Origin of the sequence: Acetobacterium sp. MES1 (assembly GCF_002237635.1) — a bacterium.
GTDB lineage: Bacteria > Bacillota > Clostridia > Eubacteriales > Eubacteriaceae > Acetobacterium > Acetobacterium wieringae.
The window spans coordinates 152,293-171,225 of the sequence record NZ_MJUY01000036.1; the positions used below are offsets into that span (position 1 = coordinate 152,293).

Consider the following 18,933-nt stretch of genomic DNA (forward strand, 5'->3'; position numbering starts at 1 on the left):
GTCACTCTCCCTATATCCTTATGAAATCAGGATGAACCTGACATTGAATCAAGGTTGGACCCTGATGCTTGATTACTTCCGGGAGCACCTTGTTAAAGTCAGCGTTTTTATCAACCTTAAAACTTTTGATGCCATAGGCTTCGGCCAGTTTCATAAAATCAATATCGAAATTAATATCCGTTCCACTATAATGACCTTTACCATAGTTATCAAACTGCAGCTGTCGCACCATTCCCAACTTTGTATTGGTAATCAGAATAATATTGACATTCAGCTGATGTTCGGCTATTACTCCCAGTTCACCCATACTCATCTGGAAACTGCCATCTCCACAGACGATAAATATTTCCTTAGGTTTGTCCAAGGATGCAAAAGCGGCGCCGCAGGCAGCCGGGATACTATAGCCCATGGTTCCCAACCCACCAGAAGTATAGTATCTGCGGTTTTTAATAATCCGATAATACAGAGCAGACCAAATTTGGTTAAGTCCGACGTCACCCACTACCGTAGCATTATCTGAAGTCATTTCCGACATATCTTTAAACAAAATCTTCGGGTTAATCAAATCGCTACATGGCGGATCAGCATCGTAAACCAGCGGGTTCTCGCTGCGAATTGTTTCAATTTCAGCCAACCAACCAGCATGGTCACCAACGGTATCCTTTTGTACCAGTTCGGATAATACCGTTTTGGCATCTCCGACAATCGGGATATTTGTTTCCATATTTTTTCCAATTTCTGCCGGGTCGATATCAATATGAACAAAATCAGTATCCTTTTCAAATTTTGTCAACTGCGATGTCGCGCGATTCGACATTCGTGCCCCAATATTGATGATTAAATCGGCACCATTCATTACCACATTGGAATACTTATAGCCGTGGCTACCAACGATTCCGCAATATAACGGATGATCTTCTGGAAACCCACCAATCCCCATTAGCGAAGTAATTACGGGTATATTGTTCTTTTCTGCAAAGGCTAGTAGTTCTGTTTGTGCATTTCCCAGAACAACGCCACCACCAGCATAAATAACCGGCTTTGTCGCTTCTTTTATCTTTTTTATTGCCCGCTTAATTTGTCCACTGTGACCATTGAGATTCGGCTTGTACCCCATAATGTCAATTTTGTCATAGGTGAGTCCGGTTTTGACATTCTCCAGTTGAACATCTCGGGGAATATCGATGAGAACCGGTCCTGGTCGGCCTGTCGAAGCAATATGAAAAGCCTCTCGAATGATTCTGGGGATATCCGCAGCATTTTGAACCAAATAACTATGTTTTGTAAAGGGAGCGGTTGCACCGGTGATATCTGCCTCCTGGAAGGCATCTGTTCCGATGAGGGCCCGATCCACTTGACCGGTAATGGCAACAATGGGAATCGAATCAAGGTAAGCGGTTGCAATACCGGTTACTAAATTGGTTGCCCCAGGACCTGATGTTGCCAAACATACACCGACACGCCCAGATTCTCTGGCATATCCACTCGCATAATGCGGCGCTGTCTGTTCGTTTCGCACTAAAATATGTTTGATTGGAGATGTTCTAAATGCTTCATAGAGAGGCAGGAGGGCACCTCCGGGATAACCAAACACAAACTCAACATTTTCTCGTTCAAGACATTTTAAAATTAATTTTGATGCTAACAGTGGAATCACTCCCTTTTTAAGTATTTCCGATTATCTTATTAAAATTTAGACATTTTGTCAATGTCTTTTTTCTCACATGAAGAAAATATTTTTGTATGAACGTATCGATACATTAATTATTTTTATAAATGGTCATCTTTCCCAATAACGGGGTTTTAACAGAAATAGCGCCTACCGGACACATTTCCTGACAGCAATAGCAACGAATGCAGCGATTATAAAAATATAAAGGATATTTTCTGCGCTTTCGCTCCACAATCCGGATGGCTTTTTTCTCAACCGGACAACTCGCTTCACAAATCCCACAACCGATGCATTTTTCTTTATCAACGACTGGCTTTTGTATGATGAAATCCTGAATCGGCTTTAATACCGAAAGGGTCGAAGGCTCTCCTTCACTGACAGGAATCCGAACTACATCGAATTCAGGATTGTAAAACTGTTCAAATGGTTCTCCCAGAATTTCAATATTTTCTTCACTCCAATATCCCAGTTCCATTTCTTCTCCATAAGTAATGGTCGGTATATAGGTCGGATCGAGATTAATCATTCTGGCAAAAGTCGCATCCAGGGCCACTGGGTCGTCTGATACCAGCAATACCTTCATTGGCACTGGATTACCCGAGGCCGGTCCATTTCCCTCCATTGCAACAATTCCATCCATAACAAAAAGTCGTAATTTGGGAATCAGATACCGGTTTAAATCCACCAGCATTTTTGAAAAACTTTGGACATTCGGATAGTGTGCATGTGACATGCCTTTGTTTAAACCATATACGCAGCCGAATTGATTTTTGATAGCCCCAGTAATCCGGGTTAACCCATGCGTCTTCATTTTCGGAAGGCTAATGATTGCATCACTTTCCAAAACACCCTGGGCGATTTCAAATTTCTTAGTTCCGATACCCAGCAAAAAATCCATTTGCTGTCCATGACTAAATTCTTTTAATGGTATTTCATAATTTGCTGCGATAGCGGCGAGACCACTCTCTTTCGCTGCCCCCCCGGGAGCGCCGAAACCAGGTGAATCACCAAAGAAAATGCGGTTACAATTTGCTTCTTTGAGTAGTCGGATCATTGCTTCAAATACCGCCGGATGGGTGGTTATAGCAGCATCCGGGGTTTTTCCTCTTAGTAAATTGGGTTTGAGTAAAATCCGCTCCTGTTCGTTTACAAATTGTCCGATTCCGCCGAGAAGTTCAATGGCAGCTTTCAGTTTTTCATAAACCAGTTCGTTATCATAGGATTCGCAGCCCATAATAACAACCCGGGATTTTTTATTTTCCATTTTTCTCAATGCCTCTTTCCGTTATTTTGATTTTTTTCTCTTTTAATAATTTACCCACTGCGCGTTTAAAAGAACTCTTACTCATATTAAATTCTTTTTTTATTAGATACGCATCGGTTTTATCATTATACGGTAAGAAACCTTGACTTTCATTTAATTTTGTGAGAATGGCAACAGCATCTTTTGGAATTTCTTTATAGGCTTTTTTATTGGGGCTCAAAACCAGCTTTCCGTCATTTCGAATTTCAGAAACGCGGGCGTGAACTTTTTCCCCGCAATGAATGTCTGAGTTTGCATCCTTTATTAATATCAGCCCATGATATAAATTATCGATGGCCACAAAGGCGCCTATTTCTGGATTGATCTGATAAACATAGCCTTCAATCCAATCGCCTACCTTGTAAGGTGCATCAACTTTCAGTAGCGGATAAATTTTCATCGTTGCACATAAGCGATCACTTTTATCGGTATACAGATTAACCAGATAATCCCGGCCTTTTTGAACCTTGACCGTTTGCTCATTGTATGGCAATAACAGATCTTTTTCCAGACCCCAATCCAGAAAAGCGCCAACTTTGGTAATATCTGCGACCTTAAGTGCTGCGAATTCACCTATTTGAATCTTGGGTTCCCGGGTTGTCGATATCAGCCGATCCTTTGAATCCCGGTAGATAAATACATCGATCTGATCCCCAGCCCGGCTGTTCTTTGGCACTTCTTTTTCTGGCAGCAAGACGACATCCGTTGTATCAAATCCATCTGAAAGATATGCTCCAATGGGTGTTATCCGTTCGATGGTCAATGTTTGTACTTTTCCTATTTCTATCATTTTCTTTACCTCATTTATTTAGTAGCCAGGCACAAAAAAGGCCGTGTTCATCACACAACCCTTGCCTTGCCAATTATTTCATGTTTTTTAATTCTCGTCGATTCTGTTCAATTTGATCGTTCATTTCTTTTAACTGTATCTGAAAACTATAAAGCAGTTTGTCAGCATAGTTTTGTGTTCCAGTTTTTAAAGCCTTTGCACTCATATTCGCATTTCTCATAATTTCATTGGCATTGGCTGTCGCTGTTTTCGTTATCTCATTCGTATCAATCAATTCTCTTAATCTTTTTTCAGCCTCCGCTTTAATATGATCCGCTTCACTTTGGGCTGCAAAAATAATCTTTTTACGCTCTGCTACGATTTTTTTTGCCTCTGCCAATTCTTCTGGCAATGAATCTCTTATTTCATCAATAATCTCTATTACTTCTTCAGGATTTACTAACGCTTTAGATGAAAAGGGAAGCGTGTTTCCTTTTTCCACGACTTCTTCTAATTCTGCTAATAAGTCAAGTACCCTCATTTCATACATCCTTCCTCATACTTCTTTTGTATCGCTTTTTCAACGTTTTGGGGGAGAAAATCGGACACGTCTCCCTGATATTTAACAAGTTCTTTTACTAAAGTCGAGCTTAAATATGAATGCTTATTGCTCGTTATCATAAAAAAAGTTTCAATCTCATTATCAAGATGCTTATTGGTCAATGCCATTTGAAATTCATATTCAAAATCCAAAAAAGCCCGAAGCCCCTTGACAATAATATTGGTGTTTCGCATTCTGACATAATCAATCAAGAGCCCATCATAGAAATCAACCTCAACGTTTTCGATGCCGTCAAGACAATCTTTAATTAGCGCCACCCGCTCCTCACAGTTAAAAAGATAGTTTTTGCTGCTGTTAATCATCACACAAACTATCACTTTATCAAATATTTTTGTAGCTCGTTCAATCATGTCGAGATGACCTTTGGTTATGGGATCAAAACTCCCGGGGTAAACTGCAATTTTTGTGCTCATAATTCTCCCTAGAATAATAACTAATTGTCGTGATACCGTATTTTTTTGACTTGTAACACGTCAACTTATTTTTTACTAATGGCATTATAACAGATTTTTCTGTTTCAATCACTAATTTTCCTTTTTCAGAAAGAATTTCTTTTTCAGAGATCATTTCCAGCAAGTGATAAATCTCATCAACCTGACAATACGGTGGATCCACAAAGATAATGTCGCACAGAATCTTATTCCGCGCCAACATTTCCACCCCACTTTGTGCCGACTGATTAAAGACCCGGGCACGCTTCTCATATCCCAGCAACTGAATATTTTTTGATGTTATTTGTATGCTCTCACTGGAGAGATCAAAAAAGTACGCCGACTCCACACCCCGGCTCAGTGCTTCCAGGCCCATCGCCCCCGTGCCCGAAAACAAGTCAATAAAAACCGCTGCCTCCCGCACCTCATTCTGAAGACTGTTAAAAACGGCCCCTTTGATTTTGTCAGCTGTTGGTCTAATTCTGTCCCCACTGATGGTTGTTAATTTCTTACCGCGTTTTTCGCCGGCAATTATTCGCATTTTGCCTCCTAAGTTAATGATATGTCTGCTATATCAATGTAAAATGACTTCAGCACGTCGTTTTTAAATGTCATCATTTCCTGATTGTGGGATTCAAAAATGACCTCAGCAATTTCCTTGGTTCGCTTTATCAGGGCTAATTCTTCAGTGGGATTAAGTAAGCCGAGTTTTGGCAAGCCATGCTGTTTAAATCCAAAATAGTCACCCGGCCCTCTTAACTTGAAATCTTCATCCGCAATCTTTCGGCCGTTGCGATTATTGACAATCACCTTCATTCGGGCCAATGTATCGTCGCTTTTAGAATTGGTAACCAGAAAACAATACGACTGATGATTTCCACGTCCCACCCGGCCCCGCAGCTGATGAAGCTGAGATAATCCAAATCGTTCAGCACTGAGAATCACCATTGTGCTGACATTAGGAACATCGATGCCAACCTCGATAATACTGGTTGCCACCAGACAATCAATCCTGCCCTGGTTGAATGCCTGAATGATTGAATCTTTTTCTTCGCTTTTGAGACGACCGTGGAGGCATGCCATCCGATATTTGGGATCAATTTTTTGCAGTAATTCCAAATATACAGACTCTGTATCCCGAACTGCTTCCAGTTCTTCCGAAGCCTCAATAAAAGGGCATATCACAAAAGACTGCCGTCCCTTTGACATTTCGTCCTGAACAAAACCCAGGATCTTATGCAGGGATGCTTCATTATAACAGTAAGTCTTGATCGGTTTCCGTCCTTTTGGAAGCTCATCAATGTAAGATACCGATAAATCGCCGTAGAGGATCAACGCCAATGTCCGGGGGATCGGCGTCGCACTCATAACCATGGTGTGGGGTTGGTTCCCCTTTGATGATAACTGACTCCGCTGTTTAACCCCAAAACGATGCTGTTCATCCGTGATTACCAGCCCCAGATTGTAATACGCCACCGATTGCTGAATCAGAGCATGGGTACCGATAATCACCGAAACCTGACCTAGAGCAACCTGTTTTAGTATTTCACGTCTTTCTTTGGCTTTGAGACTACCAGTAACCACTGCCACGGTTACACCAGTATTTTTTAACAGTTCCTTAAAGCTGCGCCCATGCTGCTGTGCCAATATTTCGGTGGGCGCCATATAAGCCGTCTGGTAACCATTTTGCGCCATCAGACAGGCAGCGATCGCAGCAATTACTGTTTTTCCGGAACCGACATCCCCCTGAACCAGCCGATTCATCACCTGACCATTCTTTAAATCGGCAACCATATCGTCGATTACCAAACGCTGGCTGGCAGTCAATTCGTATGGCAAGCTGTTTACAAATGGTTCCAAACCGGTAAACAGATTAATATCAATTTCTGAATATCTTTTTTCCCGGGCACTGGACATGATCCCCATGTTTATTTTCAAGGCCTCATTGAATTTGAGTCGTTGAATTCCTAAAATGACATCTTCTGCCTTGTCAGGAAAATGAATTGCTTTTAATGCGCTCTTCATATCAAGTAGATTTTCCCCAGAACGGATCACTTCCGGCATTGATTCAGGAATCTCCAGACTATCACAAAAGATCTCTTTGAGTGCTTTCGGGATAAAACTCCCAGGAACACCCTGAATAGTTCGGTAAACTGGTGTCAGTTCAAAAAAAACACCGGGATTACTGGCCTTTACAAATTGAGGATTGGTGATCTTTATGCTCCCATAGCCTTTTTTGATCCTGCCATAAAAATAATAGTCCTGATTCTCCTGAAAGGTATGTTTCAAATAGGGTTGGTTGAAAAATACCGCCGACAGTTTTTTATTCTCCCATAGCAATGGTAACGAAAAAATCGAAAGATTTCCCCGAATCCGCTGAACCCGGCCCGTATCTAAAACCGTCGCTTTGAGAGAAATTTCCTGATCCTCAAAAAAGTGCTCCGGGTCCCCAAAAACGCTACGGTCAATATATTTTTTAGGATAATAAGACAAAAGATTACCTACCGTCTTGATTCCAACCTTTGCCAGTGCTTCGCTACGTTTGGGTCCCACCCCTTTAACTTTATCCAGCGAATCTTCCCATTTCATGGCTTTTCCTCGTGATACTTTATAAATAATTGCGAATTGATATTACTCCACCGAGACAATATAATAATATAGTGGTTGCCCACCATAATGCATTTCCACATCACATTCCTCGAAACTGTCTGCCAGCTCAGCAGCCAGGATGTGGGCATCTTCTTCCGAAACATCCTTTCCATAGTAAATTGATATCAGCTCACTTTCCTCATCAACCATATCGCTTAGCAGTTCTTCAGTGACTTCTTTAATACTCTTTCCTGTAAATTTGATTTCCCCTCCGGTTATCCCAATTACATTTGATTTTTTTATTTTAAGACCATTAATTTTGGTGTCTCTGACAGCATAAGTGACTTCTCCGGTCACCACATGATTAATGACTTCCGACATGGTTGCTACATTCTCTTGCGGACTTGTCTCTGGCGAAAATGCCAGCATGGCAGCGATGCATTGAGGAATATTTTTAGCGGCAATTACGTGAACCTGTTTATCTGAAATTTCACTGGCCTGCTTAGCCGCCATAATAATATTGCTGTTGTTGGGGAAAATAAAAATGGTTTCAGCATTTAATTTATCCACTTCATTCAAAAAATCCTGAGTACTGGGATTCATCGTCTGACCTCCTGAAATAACCCGGGTCACACCAAGATCTTTGAATATTTTAGTTAATCCATCACCCGGAGAAACAGCGATAAAACCATAGGGTATCTGTGCTTCATCCGGTTTGCTTCCCTTGGCGGCAAACTGCTCGCGCATGTTATCAATTTTAATCCGAATCAGGCTTCCAAGACTGCCCGCCCGTTCCAATGCCAGACCTGGGTTATCCGTGTGTAAGTGAACCTTGATGATGGCATCATCCTTAACAACAACCACGCTGTCACCAAGTGTATTCAGATATGCTCTCAAATCGCTTTCATCTATTTCTGCAGCTCCCTGGATAATAAACTCTGTGCAATAACCGAATGTAATATCTTCCGGCTTCATGTGGGAGTCATCCACAAACTTATCCAGATTACTTGGCTTGATCTCCAGTTCCACACCCAATTCTTCGTTTAGAAGTGCCTTGAGAGCACCTTCGACAATACAAATCAGCCCTTGGCCGCCAGCATCAACCACACCAGCTTCTTTTAACACTGGAAGCATATCCGGAGTTTTATCCAGAGTAACCCGACCATGATGAATAACATCTGCGATAAAGCTTTCCAAGTTGTCATAAGCTTCGTATTTCGCCATGGCGAACTCACCCATTTCCCGGGCTACGGTGAGAATTGTCCCTTCCGTGGGTTTCATTACCGCCTTATAGGCCACATCAGCCGCCAACTTTAAAGCCCCCGCCAATGAAACAATATCCAGATCTTCCTGGGTTTTACAACCTTCAGCAAAACCTCTTAGCAACTGCGAGAGGATAACACCCGAATTTCCCCGAGCCCCAATTAAAGCCCCCGATGAAGCCGATTTGGCTACACTGTAGACATTCACTTTTTCAATCTTGTCAAACTCTGAAACAGAATGATTAAAGGTAAGTGACATATTGGTTCCTGTATCGCCATCCGGCACTGGAAATACATTGAGTTCATCAACAATTCGTTTATTTATTTCAAGATTTTTCGCCCCATAACGAAACATTTTTATGAGCATTTCACCGTCTATTGTCTGGGTTTTCATTCTGTCCTCCATTTACACACGCACGCTTACAACATTTACAGAAATGCGTTTGACTTTTAAACCGGTTTCTTTTTCCACCCGATATTTTACATTAGATATGATGTTTTCAGCAACAACTGAAATTTTAATGGCATACTCTACAATAACATAAAGATCAATCACTAATCGATCATCTTCGATGATTACACCAACACCTTTGTTCGCCTGGTCACCTGAGAGAATCTCAATCAAACCATCTTTTCCCCGTTTATGAGCCATCCCCACCAGACCATAGCATTCCATGGCTGCGTTTCCAGCGATATCCGCAATTGCTTTTCGGGTAATATCAATATATCCTAACTCATTATTTATTTTCATCGAATTGCTCCTTCTATTATTATCTCTCTATTTTACATAATAATTCGACTTAAGTCAAAATTTCTATTGCATTATTTTTAATTTTTATGATATAATACACCTTGTTTTATAAAAGGTAAGCGTAAGGGAGGTTATGTCATGGCTAAAGAATGTTTTGTATGTAAAAAAACCGTTGTAAGTGGCAACCAGGTTAGTCATTCAAATAAACACAATAAACGAGTTTGGAAACCCAATTTACAAAGAGTAAAAGTTGTAATTGAAGGCACACCACAACGAATTAGTGTTTGTACACGTTGTCTGAGATCCGGTAAAGTCGAAAGAGCCTAGTCTCTTATTTCTTCGGAACCATTGTTCAAGAGTCTTTACAGACTCTTTTTTCTTGTTTTAGACAATATGCCAGACGGGTTTTTGCTCGTTTGGTCATTGTCTGATACTCACCAAAGCTACAATCCTCTGGTTATTTCCCTTTGCACATAAACTAGTCTTCTGAAGCAATGACCATCAACAGCCCCTGTTCAAAAGAAATTTGCTGAGAATTTCGATTTACAACATTACTGATGCCATATGGTTTATCTACACTCATTTCCCCTGCAGTAATCGGATACTCAAAACCGGTAATTGTCAGTCCCGTAACATTTTCACCAATCGGCAAAATCGATACAATCGTGCCAATTGGAAAGCTCAATTCTGTTGTTTTTCCAAGTAATCTGATTTGATTATTTTCATTTACAATCTCAGCTTCGATGTTAACATCCGTGAAACGTTTCAGTAAATAGATATTTGCAATACTATGATCCATCCGGGATCCCAAACCACCAAGCACAATCACTTTATCTGCGCCACGTTTGATCGCATGCATGATTGCCAGTTCTGTGTCTGTTTCGTCCTTTTTTTGTGGGTACATCTCAAGTTGTACCGCTTTGTAATATTCGCTGGTTTCGGCGGTAATTGAATCCATATCACCGATAATAATATTTGGCTTTAGTTTTAGTTCTCTGGCAAAATTTGCACCGCCATCTGCACAAATCAGATAGTCTGCCTTTACTTTATTTATATATGTCTCATAAAAATCTTTACTCTTGTATTCTCCGTTCGTAAAAATGATCACTTTCATCGATATTGATCCTTCTTAATTTCTTCCAGTAAACTTAAATAGTGCTCGTATCGAGCTACGCTGATGATTCCTGATTCAACAGAATTTTTGATATCGCAGCCTGGTTCATCCTTATGGAGACAGCTTTTAAAGCGACACTTCCCTTGAGAAAACTCTGGAAAATATTCCCGCAGTTCCTCTGGTTTAATCATTTCAGAAATTTGATAGGATGAAAACCCCGGAGTATCCAATAAATAACCCCCATTCTTAGTTTCCAGAAGCTCGACATGTCGGGTTGTATGTTTTCCTCGTTTTAATTTTTGGCTTAAAGCCCCAGTTTCCATCGTTTGATCAGCACATAAATAATTTGCCATCGTCGACTTTCCAACACCCGAAGGGCCAGCCATAAATGCTGTTTTTCCACCTATTTCTGCAATAATCCTATCCAAGGTATCCGTATCGTTTTTACTGAAAAAAAACAACTGATAGGGGGTTTTCTCGTAGATTGCCTTTATCGCCAGTTCCTCTTCAGTCGTTGTTAAATCTCGTTTTGTGAAGCAGACAACCGGCTTTACATTTTGTATCTCTGAACTGATTAAAAGCATGTCAAGCAAGAGTAGGTTCGGTTTTGGATTAGTCATCGAGAAAACAATAAGGCCAATATCAACATTAGCCACTGGCGGTCTTACAAAAATGTTTTTTCGGGGCTTAATCGACTCAATCATCCATTCCCCGGGATTATCTGATTGAATCATCACCTCATCGCCAACGGTAGGAATGATTTTCTGATGCCGTAATACACCTCTCGCCTTGCACTCCAATATGTCATGGCTTTTATCAGCTTTCACATAATAAAATCCACCGATTCCCTTGATTATTTTGCCAATTTCCTGTTCGTTAACTATCAATATCACCCCTCCTTTTTCACACTTACTTTGTGTACTCATCACACTTTTTTAAATTAAATACGGGTTTCTACAACCAATTGAAACATCGTTTTTGTCGAACCTTTCATTGAAATGTACGAATTGAATGCTTAATTGTTGTATAAACCCGTAAATACTATAAAAACACGTCTTTAGCAGTCACATCGAATCAAAAGTCAATGTAGCCTGTCCCAACACTGGATCCATCGATAAACACTTCATAGGTTTCTCGACCAACGCCCTCAACATTAACTGAAAAAACATCGTCTGACATATTTGTTCCCTCGTAAATCACTGTCTCAGTTTTATCTGCTGCAGTTAATACAACCTTAACCTTGACTGATTTTGCCGGTGTGGTTTGGATATATTCACTTAAATCAATCGTCAATTTCTGAGTAGAGACCTTACCGCTACTCACCACGATCGCTATTTCTGAGCCTTTCGAAACTTGATTTCCATCAGTAGGAGACTGTTTCATAACCATGCCTTTAGCATAATCGGTACTGGTTTCATGGGTAATCGTTCCAACAGTCAACCCCGCATTTGTGATGGTGCTTTTGGCATCCGCTTCGGTCTGACCGACAACGCTGGGTACTGTAACCAGATCCTCACCCTTGCTTACATATATTGTCACTTTAGTTCCTTCATTGGCCGTTGTGTTGCCATTGGGATTCATTTGGAAGACAATCTCAGCATTATAGTTACTGTTGTATTCACGCTTTATTTCACCGACCACAAAATTAGCCGCTTCGATCGCTTTTACTGCTTCGGTTTCACTTAGTCCAATAACTGATGGGATCGTTCCGGTCTTTACGCCTTTACTGACAGTAACCTTAACGGTCTTCCCACTTTGTAATTCCTTGCCGCTTTCCGGGTTTTGAGTAATGATTAGCCCCGCTTCGACATCGGCGTTATAAACTTCTTTTTCAACTTCCAAAACCAGATCCAATTTTTCCAGTGCCGTTTTTGCCTCGTCTGTTGTTTTGCCTTTTATGTCTGGAACCTCAACCGTCTTTCCTGAAAAGAAGGCAAAGGCCATAACGCCCATAGCAATGATCGCTACGGCTGCAAAAACCGAAATCAGAATGATCTTACGTTTCTTCTTTCTGGCAGCCGTTTCTTTTGGCGTTTCATAATAATAGTCATCATCATCTTCTTCTTCAGGCTGAACCGTTGCATGGCTACCGGTGTTTTCAACATGAAAAAGCCCCTCCCGGATAATGTGTGTATCATTACCGAGGTGATTGCCGTCACCTGCTCCAAAACTCATATTTTCCAATACCGACTCAAGATCTTCCATCAGTTCGTCAGTATTCTGATACCGTTCGTCGGGCTTCTTTTGAGTCAGTTTCACGACAATCTGATTGACCCGTTCTGGTATTTTGGGTTCCAATAATTTTGGTGGGACAATCTCTTCCTGGATGTGCTTAATTGCAATTGTCACCGTATTTTCTTCATCAAAGGGCAGCTTACCCGTTAATAATTCATAGTATAAAATACCCAGGGAATAAAGATCTGAGCGTTCATCCACAAAGCCGCCCTTGGCTTGTTCCGGAGATATATAATGAACCGAACCCATGGTTTGATTGGTCATCGTCACCGTCGAACTGGTAATCGCCCGAGCGATTCCAAAATCGGCAACTTTGGGAACCAGATCCCGAGTTAACAGAATATTATGAGGTTTAATATCCCGATGAATGATTTTGTTCTCGTGAGCACAGCGCAATGCATTGGAAATATCCATTACAAACCGGGTTGCTTCGGTATAGTCCAAACGCCCTTTTCGCATTAAATATTGTTTCAGGGTAATCCCATCAACGTATTCCATAATAATGTAGTAAATATTATCCTGGACGCCAACATCATAAACACCGACTATATTGGGATGGGATAAACAGGCTACCGCCTGAGATTCCCGATCAAATTTTTTTATAAACTGTTCGTTTTCAGTATACTCTTCACGAAGCACTTTAACTGCCACATAACGATTTAGTTTTAGATCCCGAGCTTTGTATACATAGGCCATACCGCCACGGCCGATCAGCTCGACAATTTCATAACGTTTTCCTAAGGTTCTACTGAGCATTAGGCACTCCTTCCAGAGGCTTGAATAAAACGACAGTAATATTGTCTTTGCCTCCGTTTATGTTTGCCAGATCGATGAGTTTTTTTGCTGCATCTTCCAGACTATTTTCCATAACTACGGTCTTAATATCCTGATCACAGACCATATTAAAAAGCCCGTCCGAACAAATCAGATATGTTGCTTGAGGGTTTATTTCATATCGATAAAAATCCACATTCACAGAGTTATCAGTTCCTAGTGCTCGGGTAATAACATTTTTTTGAGGATGTATTTCGGCTTCTTCCTGAGTTATCTTGCCTTCATCCACCAGAATCTGAACCAGCGAGTGATCTTTTGTTAATCGAATTATTTCGTCGGCTGTGATACTATAAGTTCGACTGTCGCCAACATGGCAAATACATAAATAATTCCCGTCAACGATACACATGGTTAGGGTGGTTGCCATGCCCAAACGTGCGGGTTCATCATCACCTATTTTTTTTAGTTCCAGATTAATGGATTTTACAAAAGACATCATTTCTTCCGGGTCAAAGTAATTTTTAATCCCGGAAAGATTATTTTTAATAAAATCCACCGCTGTTCTGCTGGCTATTTCTCCACTGCGATGGCCTCCCAAGCCATCCGCAACTGCAAAAACATAAGAAATACGATCAACGTTTTTTATGGTTGCTGCCAAGTAGGCATCTTGATTTACCTTTCTTAGTGATCCAACATTGGATCCGTAGGCACATTTCATACACTCACCTTATCCTCATATCTTTTTTTTCGAAGTTGACCACATGCAGCATCAATTTCTCTTCCCATTTTTCGTCGCATCGTAACATTAATCCCATGTCGTGTCAGCTCCCCAAGAAAATAATTCATTCGGGGACTCTCTTTTAAAGACGTTTCTTGAATCTCATTCAAACCAATTAAATTCAGGTGGTTTTGACTTCCTTTGAGTAGTTTAATGAGTTCTCCAATATCTTCATCCCGGTCATTATAACCATCAATTAGAGCATATTCATAGGTGATACGTCTTCCCGTCTTAGTAAAATAAGCTTTGCAGGCATCCATCAGAGGTTCGAAATCATAGCGTTTGGCAATGGGCATTAACATCTTTCGACGGTCTGGAAAAACTGAATGAAGTGAAATAGCCAGATTTATCTGAAGATCTTCTTCTGCTAAAGCTTCAATTCCCGGAATAATCCCACAGGTTGAAAGACTGATTTTTCGTTGCCCGATTCCAAACCCCGAATTTGCAATTCGAATAAATTTGATTACTTCATGATAATTTTCAAGTGGCTCGCCAATTCCCATAATTACGACATTTGAAATTCGCAGTTTTTCTTTTTTTTCCACTAAATAGATCTGATCCAGTATTTCACCAGCGCATAAATCTCTGATTTTTCCACCCTTTGTGGAAGCACAGAATTTGCAACCCATATTACATCCAACTTGTGTTGACACACATAACGAAGCACCATGTCCATAGTGCATTAACACAGCTTCAATGTATTGATGGTCTTCCAACTCAATCAAATATTTCTTTGTACCATCATGCGGATCAGCTTGCGTGGTTTCGATTTTACTATGTAACAAATCATACTGATCCGATAATTTTTTTCTCAAACTACTGGAAAAGTTAGTCATCTCACTGAATTTTTCGCATTTTTTTTCATATAACCATTGATATAACTGTTTCCCACGATATTTGGCCTCACCTAAACTTACCATGAGCGCTTCACACTCATGGATGTCTCTGCCAAAAATATTTTCCTTCATGTTTTACTCCTATACAATTAGAGAGACCTTACACTCAATGAGATGTTTAACATAGATTGATCTATTATATCAAAAGAACCGATCAAATTCAAATTTTTTCAATTCTCCTTTTTTAGCTCTTTTTTGTTCAAATTGGACATTATTTCAAAATATCACTCATTTGACCCCATCTATTCGTAAACATCCATTTTTTTTAATCGACACATAAAAAAACAGTCACTACCTTCCATTAACGGACTTGTATAAGTATAGTTACTTCCATGTTCATCGGGAATGATCTGTAACTGAGGAAATTTAATTAATAACTTTCCGATTTGATTTTCATTTTCATCTTTATTAATGGTACAGGTTGAATAGAGTAGCTCCCCACCGGGTTTTAAATATCGAACAGCATTTTCCAGTAAGGTACTCTGAATTTTAACAAGTGCTTTACGTCCTTCCTTGGTACTACGATATTTTATCTCTGGTTTACGTCTGATGACTCCAAGTCCGGTGCAGGGAGCATCCAATAAGATTTTATCAAATGAAGCTTCATCGATTGGCGAATACTCACAACCGTCCTGTTCTTCTAGTCTGATGTTGGTACAACCTAGCCGACTTGCACTTTGTTCAACCAGTTTCAACCGACTGCCATAAACATCGCGACCAACGATTTCCCCAGAATTATTCATCATCTCGCTTAAATACATAGTTTTACCGCCGGGCGCTGCACACATATCCAAAACCCGGTCACCTGGCTGTGGATTCAATCGCTCCACTGTCAGCATCGCCGCCTGATCCTGAATCGAAAAATGACCATCTCTGTATAAGCGGGAATTTTCAATATTACTCTCAAAAATTCCCAAGTTTGTCAGATGAATGGCATTTGGCGAAAAGCCTGCCGGTATCGCATCGACACCAACCTGTTGCAAATCTTGAATCAGTTGTTCTTTTGATGTTTTTAAAGTATTACAGCGTACGGTAAAGGGAGGTTTTTCATTCAGCATCGGCATAATTGCTTCAGCCTTTTCAGCTCCATAGGCTTCATAATACTTATGTACGATCCATAGTGGTACAGAATAGCGAATCGATAACGCTTCTTTTTCATTGTCCCAATTTTCAAACTTGAATTCTCTTCCGTTTTCATCGATTTTTCGCATGATGTTTCGCAACACACCATTAATAAAACCCTTGGCCTGAGGTTGGATTTCAGCAGCTAAATTGACCGCTTCATTGACAATTGCATAATTGGGAATTTTATCCAAAAAATAAAGTTGATAGATGGCGATTCTTAGTATCTCACTGACCTCTTTGTGTAACTTTTTTACTGGTCGACTGCTTTGCTGCGTAATCAAGTAATCCAGGTAGATCTGATTTTGAAGACAGCCATACACAATAGTAAGATATAGTCGACGATCATCATCTTTTATCGGGAAGCGTTGCAGGGTTCTCTTAATTTCCAAGTTAGAATAAGCCCCATCGTAGTCAATTTTTAGTAGGGTTTCCAGTGCCAATTTTCGAATGTTTTTCAATCTCTTGAACCTCTTAATATAATTAGTCTAATTAACGTTAGTAAAGACATCAGCGCAGCCGCAACATAAGTGAGGGCCGCTGCTCTTAGAACCTTTTTTACACCAACCTCTTCGCCTGGTTGTAGCAGATTGTTTTCAGCGAGTGCAGCAATCGCACGTTTGCTGGCATTAAATTCTACTGGTAGGGTGATCACGGTAAACAAGAGGCTAAATGAAAAGAGTAGAATACCCAGATTCATAAACATCGTCCCCCAACCAGAAGCTTGCCCAAAGAATAGGCCAATAAAAAAAATAGGCCAGGCAATATTCGTTGCAAAACCGGTAACTGGCACAATGAAACCTCGAAACTTAAGCGGCCAGTACCCTTCTTTATCCTGAATAGCATGACCAGTTTCATGAGCGGCAATGCCAACTGCGGCCACGCTAGCCTGTTGCCCAACGCCAGATGATAAACGCATAGTTTTATTCCGCGGATCGTAGTGATCAGTTAAATTCCCGGCTATATTTTCAATTGAAACGCTATTTAAGCCATTAGCATTTAATAAACGTCGAGCAGCATCCGCCCCTGTCATCCCATTTTTTGTCGGCACCTTGCTATAAGCCTTGTAAGCGCTACTTACCTGATACTGAGCATAAGCTGCAAAAATAATACCCGGCACAAGTATCAGCATCGTCCAATAATAGTCTAAAATAAACATTGTATTCCTCCTGATCTTTTTGTAATGCTAGCACAATTTTCTAAAGATCTGCTTAGGCTAGTTTAAAATAGTTCCAATTGCCATCTTTCTCCCACGTAAAAAAACAGTGGCTTCCAACCGCTTTTTTCCTGGCGCCTGAATTGATCCAATTCTTAAGGCACCGTCCTGGGTTTTAATGACAAGACCCTCCCGATCATCGGCGATAACAATCGTTCCAGGCTTTTCATGACCTTCCCAGATTACGATCTCCGGAGAAAAACATTTGATTTTTTCATCATTATATACGATATACGCTCCAGGCACAGGATCAGTACCATTTATTAAATACAGTATTTCTCGGCTGCTTTTGTGCCAATTGATGTACCCGGTATCTTTAAGTATCTTCTCGGCATAGGTGGCCACTGAATTATCTTGAGGAACTGGTTTTAATGCCCCCGCCAGAAACTTTTCCATGGTTTCAATTAGCAAGTGCCCTCCCAAAAGTGATAAACTCCGATAAAGATCCAAAAAGGTGGTGGATTCCGTAATCGGATATTCTGCTTTTGATAACATATCGCCGGTGTCCATCCCTTCGCTCATCAACATAATGGTGACGCCAGTTTTTTTCTTTCCATCAATGATCGCTCGTTGAATTGGTGCCGCACCCCGATAATCCGGTAAAAGCGAGCCATGAATATTTAATGACCCATAGTTCGGTATTTCCAAAATTTCTCTGGACAGAATCTGTCCATACGCAGCAACAACGAAGATATCCGACTGAAAGTTTTTCAATACTTCTACAAATTGGGTGTCCCTGATTTTTTCAGGCTGTAGAACTGTAATACCAAGCTCTAATGCCTTGGCTTTCAATGGTAATATCTCAACCTTTTTTCCCCTTTTATTTGGTCGATCCGGTTGGCATACAGCAGCTTGAACCTCATACCCCGCAGCTACAAGGCTTTCCAGGGCTGGGACACCAAAATCTGTGGTACCCATGAATATCACTTTGATATTTTTCATTTTTCGACACGATCAGTAAATAAGATCCCATCAAGGTGATCGAGCTCATGGCAAACAGCCCGTGCCAGCAAATCCGAACAAAAGAGCTGAAAAACTTTGCCGTCCAAATCGGTTGCTTCAACGACGAGTGATTCTGGCCGTTTTACCAAACCCGATTGTTCAGGAAGGCTGAGGCAGGCCTCTTCATCCTCTGCTTCTCCATCTGTAGAGATGATGGTAGGATTAATAAAGGTCATTGGTCCATCTCCAACGTCGACAATAAACAAACGTTTTAAGATCCCGACCTGAGGTGCTGCCAAACCAACCCCCTCAGCTTTATTCATGGTTTCCACCATGTCAGCATTTAATACTTTTATTTTTTCGTCAATCTCCTCGATCACTCGAGATTTTTTTCTGAGAATTGGATCATCATCGATCCTGATTTGTCGAATTGCCATTTCTTCCTCCTGATTCATGT

At 40.7% G+C, this 18,933-nt stretch carries 19 protein-coding genes; 1 reads left to right on the forward strand and 18 read right to left on the reverse strand.

Features of this window, described 5'->3' with window-relative positions; all coding sequences use genetic code 11:
• Window positions 1-10 precede the first annotated feature (10 nt).
• The 9 genes from ilvB to BI182_RS11385 all read right to left on the reverse strand — a co-directional run bounded on the left by ilvB (window position 11) and on the right by BI182_RS11385 (window position 9,399).
• Window positions 11-1,648 carry a biosynthetic-type acetolactate synthase large subunit gene (ilvB, locus tag BI182_RS11345; RefSeq protein WP_502691639.1) on the reverse strand — a complete coding sequence of 546 codons (1,638 nt, stop codon included), beginning with the start codon at window positions 1,646-1,648 and terminating at the stop codon, window positions 11-13.
• A 112-nt stretch (window positions 1,649-1,760) separates the two neighbouring features.
• A complete protein-coding gene (locus BI182_RS11350) occupies window positions 1,761-2,936 on the reverse strand; it encodes a DUF362 domain-containing protein (RefSeq protein ID WP_286808082.1) in 1,176 nt (391 codons plus the stop codon).
• The gene (locus BI182_RS11355) at window positions 2,926-3,765 is read right to left on the reverse strand and encodes a CvfB family protein (protein WP_070371221.1); all 840 of its coding nucleotides are present in this window, start codon (window positions 3,763-3,765) and stop codon (window positions 2,926-2,928) included. The genes BI182_RS11350 and BI182_RS11355 overlap by 11 nt, the downstream gene beginning before the upstream one ends.
• Before the next feature lie 73 nt (window positions 3,766-3,838).
• Window positions 3,839-4,285: a hypothetical protein gene (locus tag BI182_RS11360; protein WP_070371220.1), complete on the reverse strand. Its 447-nt coding sequence runs from the start codon at window positions 4,283-4,285 to the stop codon at window positions 3,839-3,841.
• Window positions 4,282-4,779 carry a pantetheine-phosphate adenylyltransferase gene (gene coaD, locus BI182_RS11365; protein WP_070371219.1) on the reverse strand — a complete coding sequence of 166 codons (498 nt, stop codon included), beginning with the start codon at window positions 4,777-4,779 and terminating at the stop codon, window positions 4,282-4,284. Before coaD ends, BI182_RS11360 begins: the two co-directional genes overlap by 4 nt.
• Complete coding sequence (gene rsmD / locus BI182_RS11370) at window positions 4,742-5,338, reverse strand: 16S rRNA (guanine(966)-N(2))-methyltransferase RsmD (protein ID WP_148636448.1); 597 nt, start codon at window positions 5,336-5,338, stop codon at window positions 4,742-4,744. Before rsmD ends, coaD begins: the two co-directional genes overlap by 38 nt.
• Before the next feature lie 8 nt (window positions 5,339-5,346).
• Window positions 5,347-7,386 carry an ATP-dependent DNA helicase RecG gene (recG, locus tag BI182_RS11375; RefSeq protein ID WP_286808099.1) on the reverse strand — a complete coding sequence of 680 codons (2,040 nt, stop codon included), beginning with the start codon at window positions 7,384-7,386 and terminating at the stop codon, window positions 5,347-5,349.
• A 42-nt stretch (window positions 7,387-7,428) separates the two neighbouring features.
• On the reverse strand, window positions 7,429-9,042 hold the full coding sequence (locus BI182_RS11380; protein ID WP_286808100.1) for a DAK2 domain-containing protein: 1,614 nt from the start codon (window positions 9,040-9,042) through the stop codon (window positions 7,429-7,431).
• A gap of 12 nt (window positions 9,043-9,054) precedes the next feature.
• The gene (locus BI182_RS11385) at window positions 9,055-9,399 is read right to left on the reverse strand and encodes an Asp23/Gls24 family envelope stress response protein (RefSeq protein ID WP_070371215.1); all 345 of its coding nucleotides are present in this window, start codon (window positions 9,397-9,399) and stop codon (window positions 9,055-9,057) included.
• A gap of 138 nt (window positions 9,400-9,537) precedes the next feature.
• Here BI182_RS11385 and rpmB point away from each other — a divergent pair, with 138 nt between their 5' ends.
• Window positions 9,538-9,726 carry a 50S ribosomal protein L28 gene (gene rpmB / locus BI182_RS11390; RefSeq protein ID WP_084505041.1) on the forward strand — a complete coding sequence of 63 codons (189 nt, stop codon included), beginning with the start codon at window positions 9,538-9,540 and terminating at the stop codon, window positions 9,724-9,726.
• A 151-nt stretch (window positions 9,727-9,877) separates the two neighbouring features.
• On the opposite strand, the gene BI182_RS11395 is transcribed toward rpmB, so the two are convergent.
• The 9 genes from BI182_RS11395 to def all read right to left on the reverse strand — a co-directional run bounded on the left by BI182_RS11395 (window position 9,878) and on the right by def (window position 18,913).
• On the reverse strand, window positions 9,878-10,513 hold the full coding sequence (locus BI182_RS11395; protein ID WP_286808101.1) for a thiamine diphosphokinase: 636 nt from the start codon (window positions 10,511-10,513) through the stop codon (window positions 9,878-9,880).
• Window positions 10,510-11,400, reverse strand: coding sequence for a ribosome small subunit-dependent GTPase A (gene rsgA / locus BI182_RS11400; RefSeq protein ID WP_250932800.1), 891 nt, complete (start codon window positions 11,398-11,400; stop codon window positions 10,510-10,512). Before rsgA ends, BI182_RS11395 begins: the two co-directional genes overlap by 4 nt.
• A 187-nt stretch (window positions 11,401-11,587) precedes the next feature.
• Complete coding sequence (pknB, locus tag BI182_RS11405; RefSeq protein WP_250932802.1) at window positions 11,588-13,504, reverse strand: Stk1 family PASTA domain-containing Ser/Thr kinase; 1,917 nt, start codon at window positions 13,502-13,504, stop codon at window positions 11,588-11,590.
• Complete coding sequence (locus tag BI182_RS11410) at window positions 13,494-14,240, reverse strand: Stp1/IreP family PP2C-type Ser/Thr phosphatase (protein WP_070371212.1); 747 nt, start codon at window positions 14,238-14,240, stop codon at window positions 13,494-13,496. The genes pknB and BI182_RS11410 overlap by 11 nt, the downstream gene beginning before the upstream one ends.
• Window positions 14,237-15,268, reverse strand: a complete 1,032-nt coding sequence (gene rlmN, locus BI182_RS11415; RefSeq protein ID WP_148636443.1) for a dual-specificity RNA methyltransferase RlmN — start codon at window positions 15,266-15,268, stop codon at window positions 14,237-14,239. The genes BI182_RS11410 and rlmN overlap by 4 nt, the downstream gene beginning before the upstream one ends.
• 170 nt (window positions 15,269-15,438) lie before the next feature.
• On the reverse strand, window positions 15,439-16,779 hold the full coding sequence (gene rsmB / locus BI182_RS11420; protein ID WP_286808104.1) for a 16S rRNA (cytosine(967)-C(5))-methyltransferase RsmB: 1,341 nt from the start codon (window positions 16,777-16,779) through the stop codon (window positions 15,439-15,441).
• A complete protein-coding gene (locus tag BI182_RS11425) occupies window positions 16,776-17,477 on the reverse strand; it encodes a zinc metallopeptidase (protein ID WP_070371209.1) in 702 nt (233 codons plus the stop codon). The genes rsmB and BI182_RS11425 overlap by 4 nt, the downstream gene beginning before the upstream one ends.
• 57 nt (window positions 17,478-17,534) lie before the next feature.
• The gene (gene fmt, locus BI182_RS11430) at window positions 17,535-18,476 is read right to left on the reverse strand and encodes a methionyl-tRNA formyltransferase (protein ID WP_286808106.1); all 942 of its coding nucleotides are present in this window, start codon (window positions 18,474-18,476) and stop codon (window positions 17,535-17,537) included.
• The gene (gene def / locus BI182_RS11435) at window positions 18,473-18,913 is read right to left on the reverse strand and encodes a peptide deformylase (protein WP_070371208.1); all 441 of its coding nucleotides are present in this window, start codon (window positions 18,911-18,913) and stop codon (window positions 18,473-18,475) included. The genes fmt and def overlap by 4 nt, the downstream gene beginning before the upstream one ends.
• Between the last annotated feature and the right edge of the window lie 20 nt (window positions 18,914-18,933).

Bases quoted from the DNA above. Each gene is read 5' to 3' on its own strand.
- BI182_RS11350 (WP_286808082.1), bottom strand. From the start codon at position 2,936: ATGGAAAATAAAAAATCCCGGGTTGTTATTATGGGCTGCGAATCCTAT.
- BI182_RS11355 (WP_070371221.1), bottom strand. From the start codon at position 3,765: ATGATAGAAATAGGAAAAGTACAAACATTGACCATCGAACGGATAACA.
- BI182_RS11360 (WP_070371220.1), bottom strand. From the start codon at position 4,285: ATGAGGGTACTTGACTTATTAGCAGAATTAGAAGAAGTCGTGGAAAAA.
- coaD (WP_070371219.1), bottom strand. From the start codon at position 4,779: ATGAGCACAAAAATTGCAGTTTACCCCGGGAGTTTTGATCCCATAACC.
- rsmD (WP_148636448.1), bottom strand. From the start codon at position 5,338: ATGCGAATAATTGCCGGCGAAAAACGCGGTAAGAAATTAACAACCATC.
- recG (WP_286808099.1), bottom strand. From the start codon at position 7,386: ATGAAATGGGAAGATTCGCTGGATAAAGTTAAAGGGGTGGGACCCAAA.
- BI182_RS11380 (WP_286808100.1), bottom strand. From the start codon at position 9,042: ATGAAAACCCAGACAATAGACGGTGAAATGCTCATAAAAATGTTTCGT.
- BI182_RS11385 (WP_070371215.1), bottom strand. From the start codon at position 9,399: ATGAAAATAAATAATGAGTTAGGATATATTGATATTACCCGAAAAGCA.
- rpmB (WP_084505041.1), top strand. From the start codon at position 9,538: ATGGCTAAAGAATGTTTTGTATGTAAAAAAACCGTTGTAAGTGGCAAC.
- BI182_RS11395 (WP_286808101.1), bottom strand. From the start codon at position 10,513: ATGAAAGTGATCATTTTTACGAACGGAGAATACAAGAGTAAAGATTTT.
- pknB (WP_250932802.1), bottom strand. From the start codon at position 13,504: ATGCTCAGTAGAACCTTAGGAAAACGTTATGAAATTGTCGAGCTGATC.
- BI182_RS11410 (WP_070371212.1), bottom strand. From the start codon at position 14,240: ATGAAATGTGCCTACGGATCCAATGTTGGATCACTAAGAAAGGTAAAT.
- rlmN (WP_148636443.1), bottom strand. From the start codon at position 15,268: ATGAAGGAAAATATTTTTGGCAGAGACATCCATGAGTGTGAAGCGCTC.
- BI182_RS11425 (WP_070371209.1), bottom strand. From the start codon at position 17,477: ATGTTTATTTTAGACTATTATTGGACGATGCTGATACTTGTGCCGGGT.
- fmt (WP_286808106.1), bottom strand. From the start codon at position 18,476: ATGAAAAATATCAAAGTGATATTCATGGGTACCACAGATTTTGGTGTC.
- def (WP_070371208.1), bottom strand. From the start codon at position 18,913: ATGGCAATTCGACAAATCAGGATCGATGATGATCCAATTCTCAGAAAA.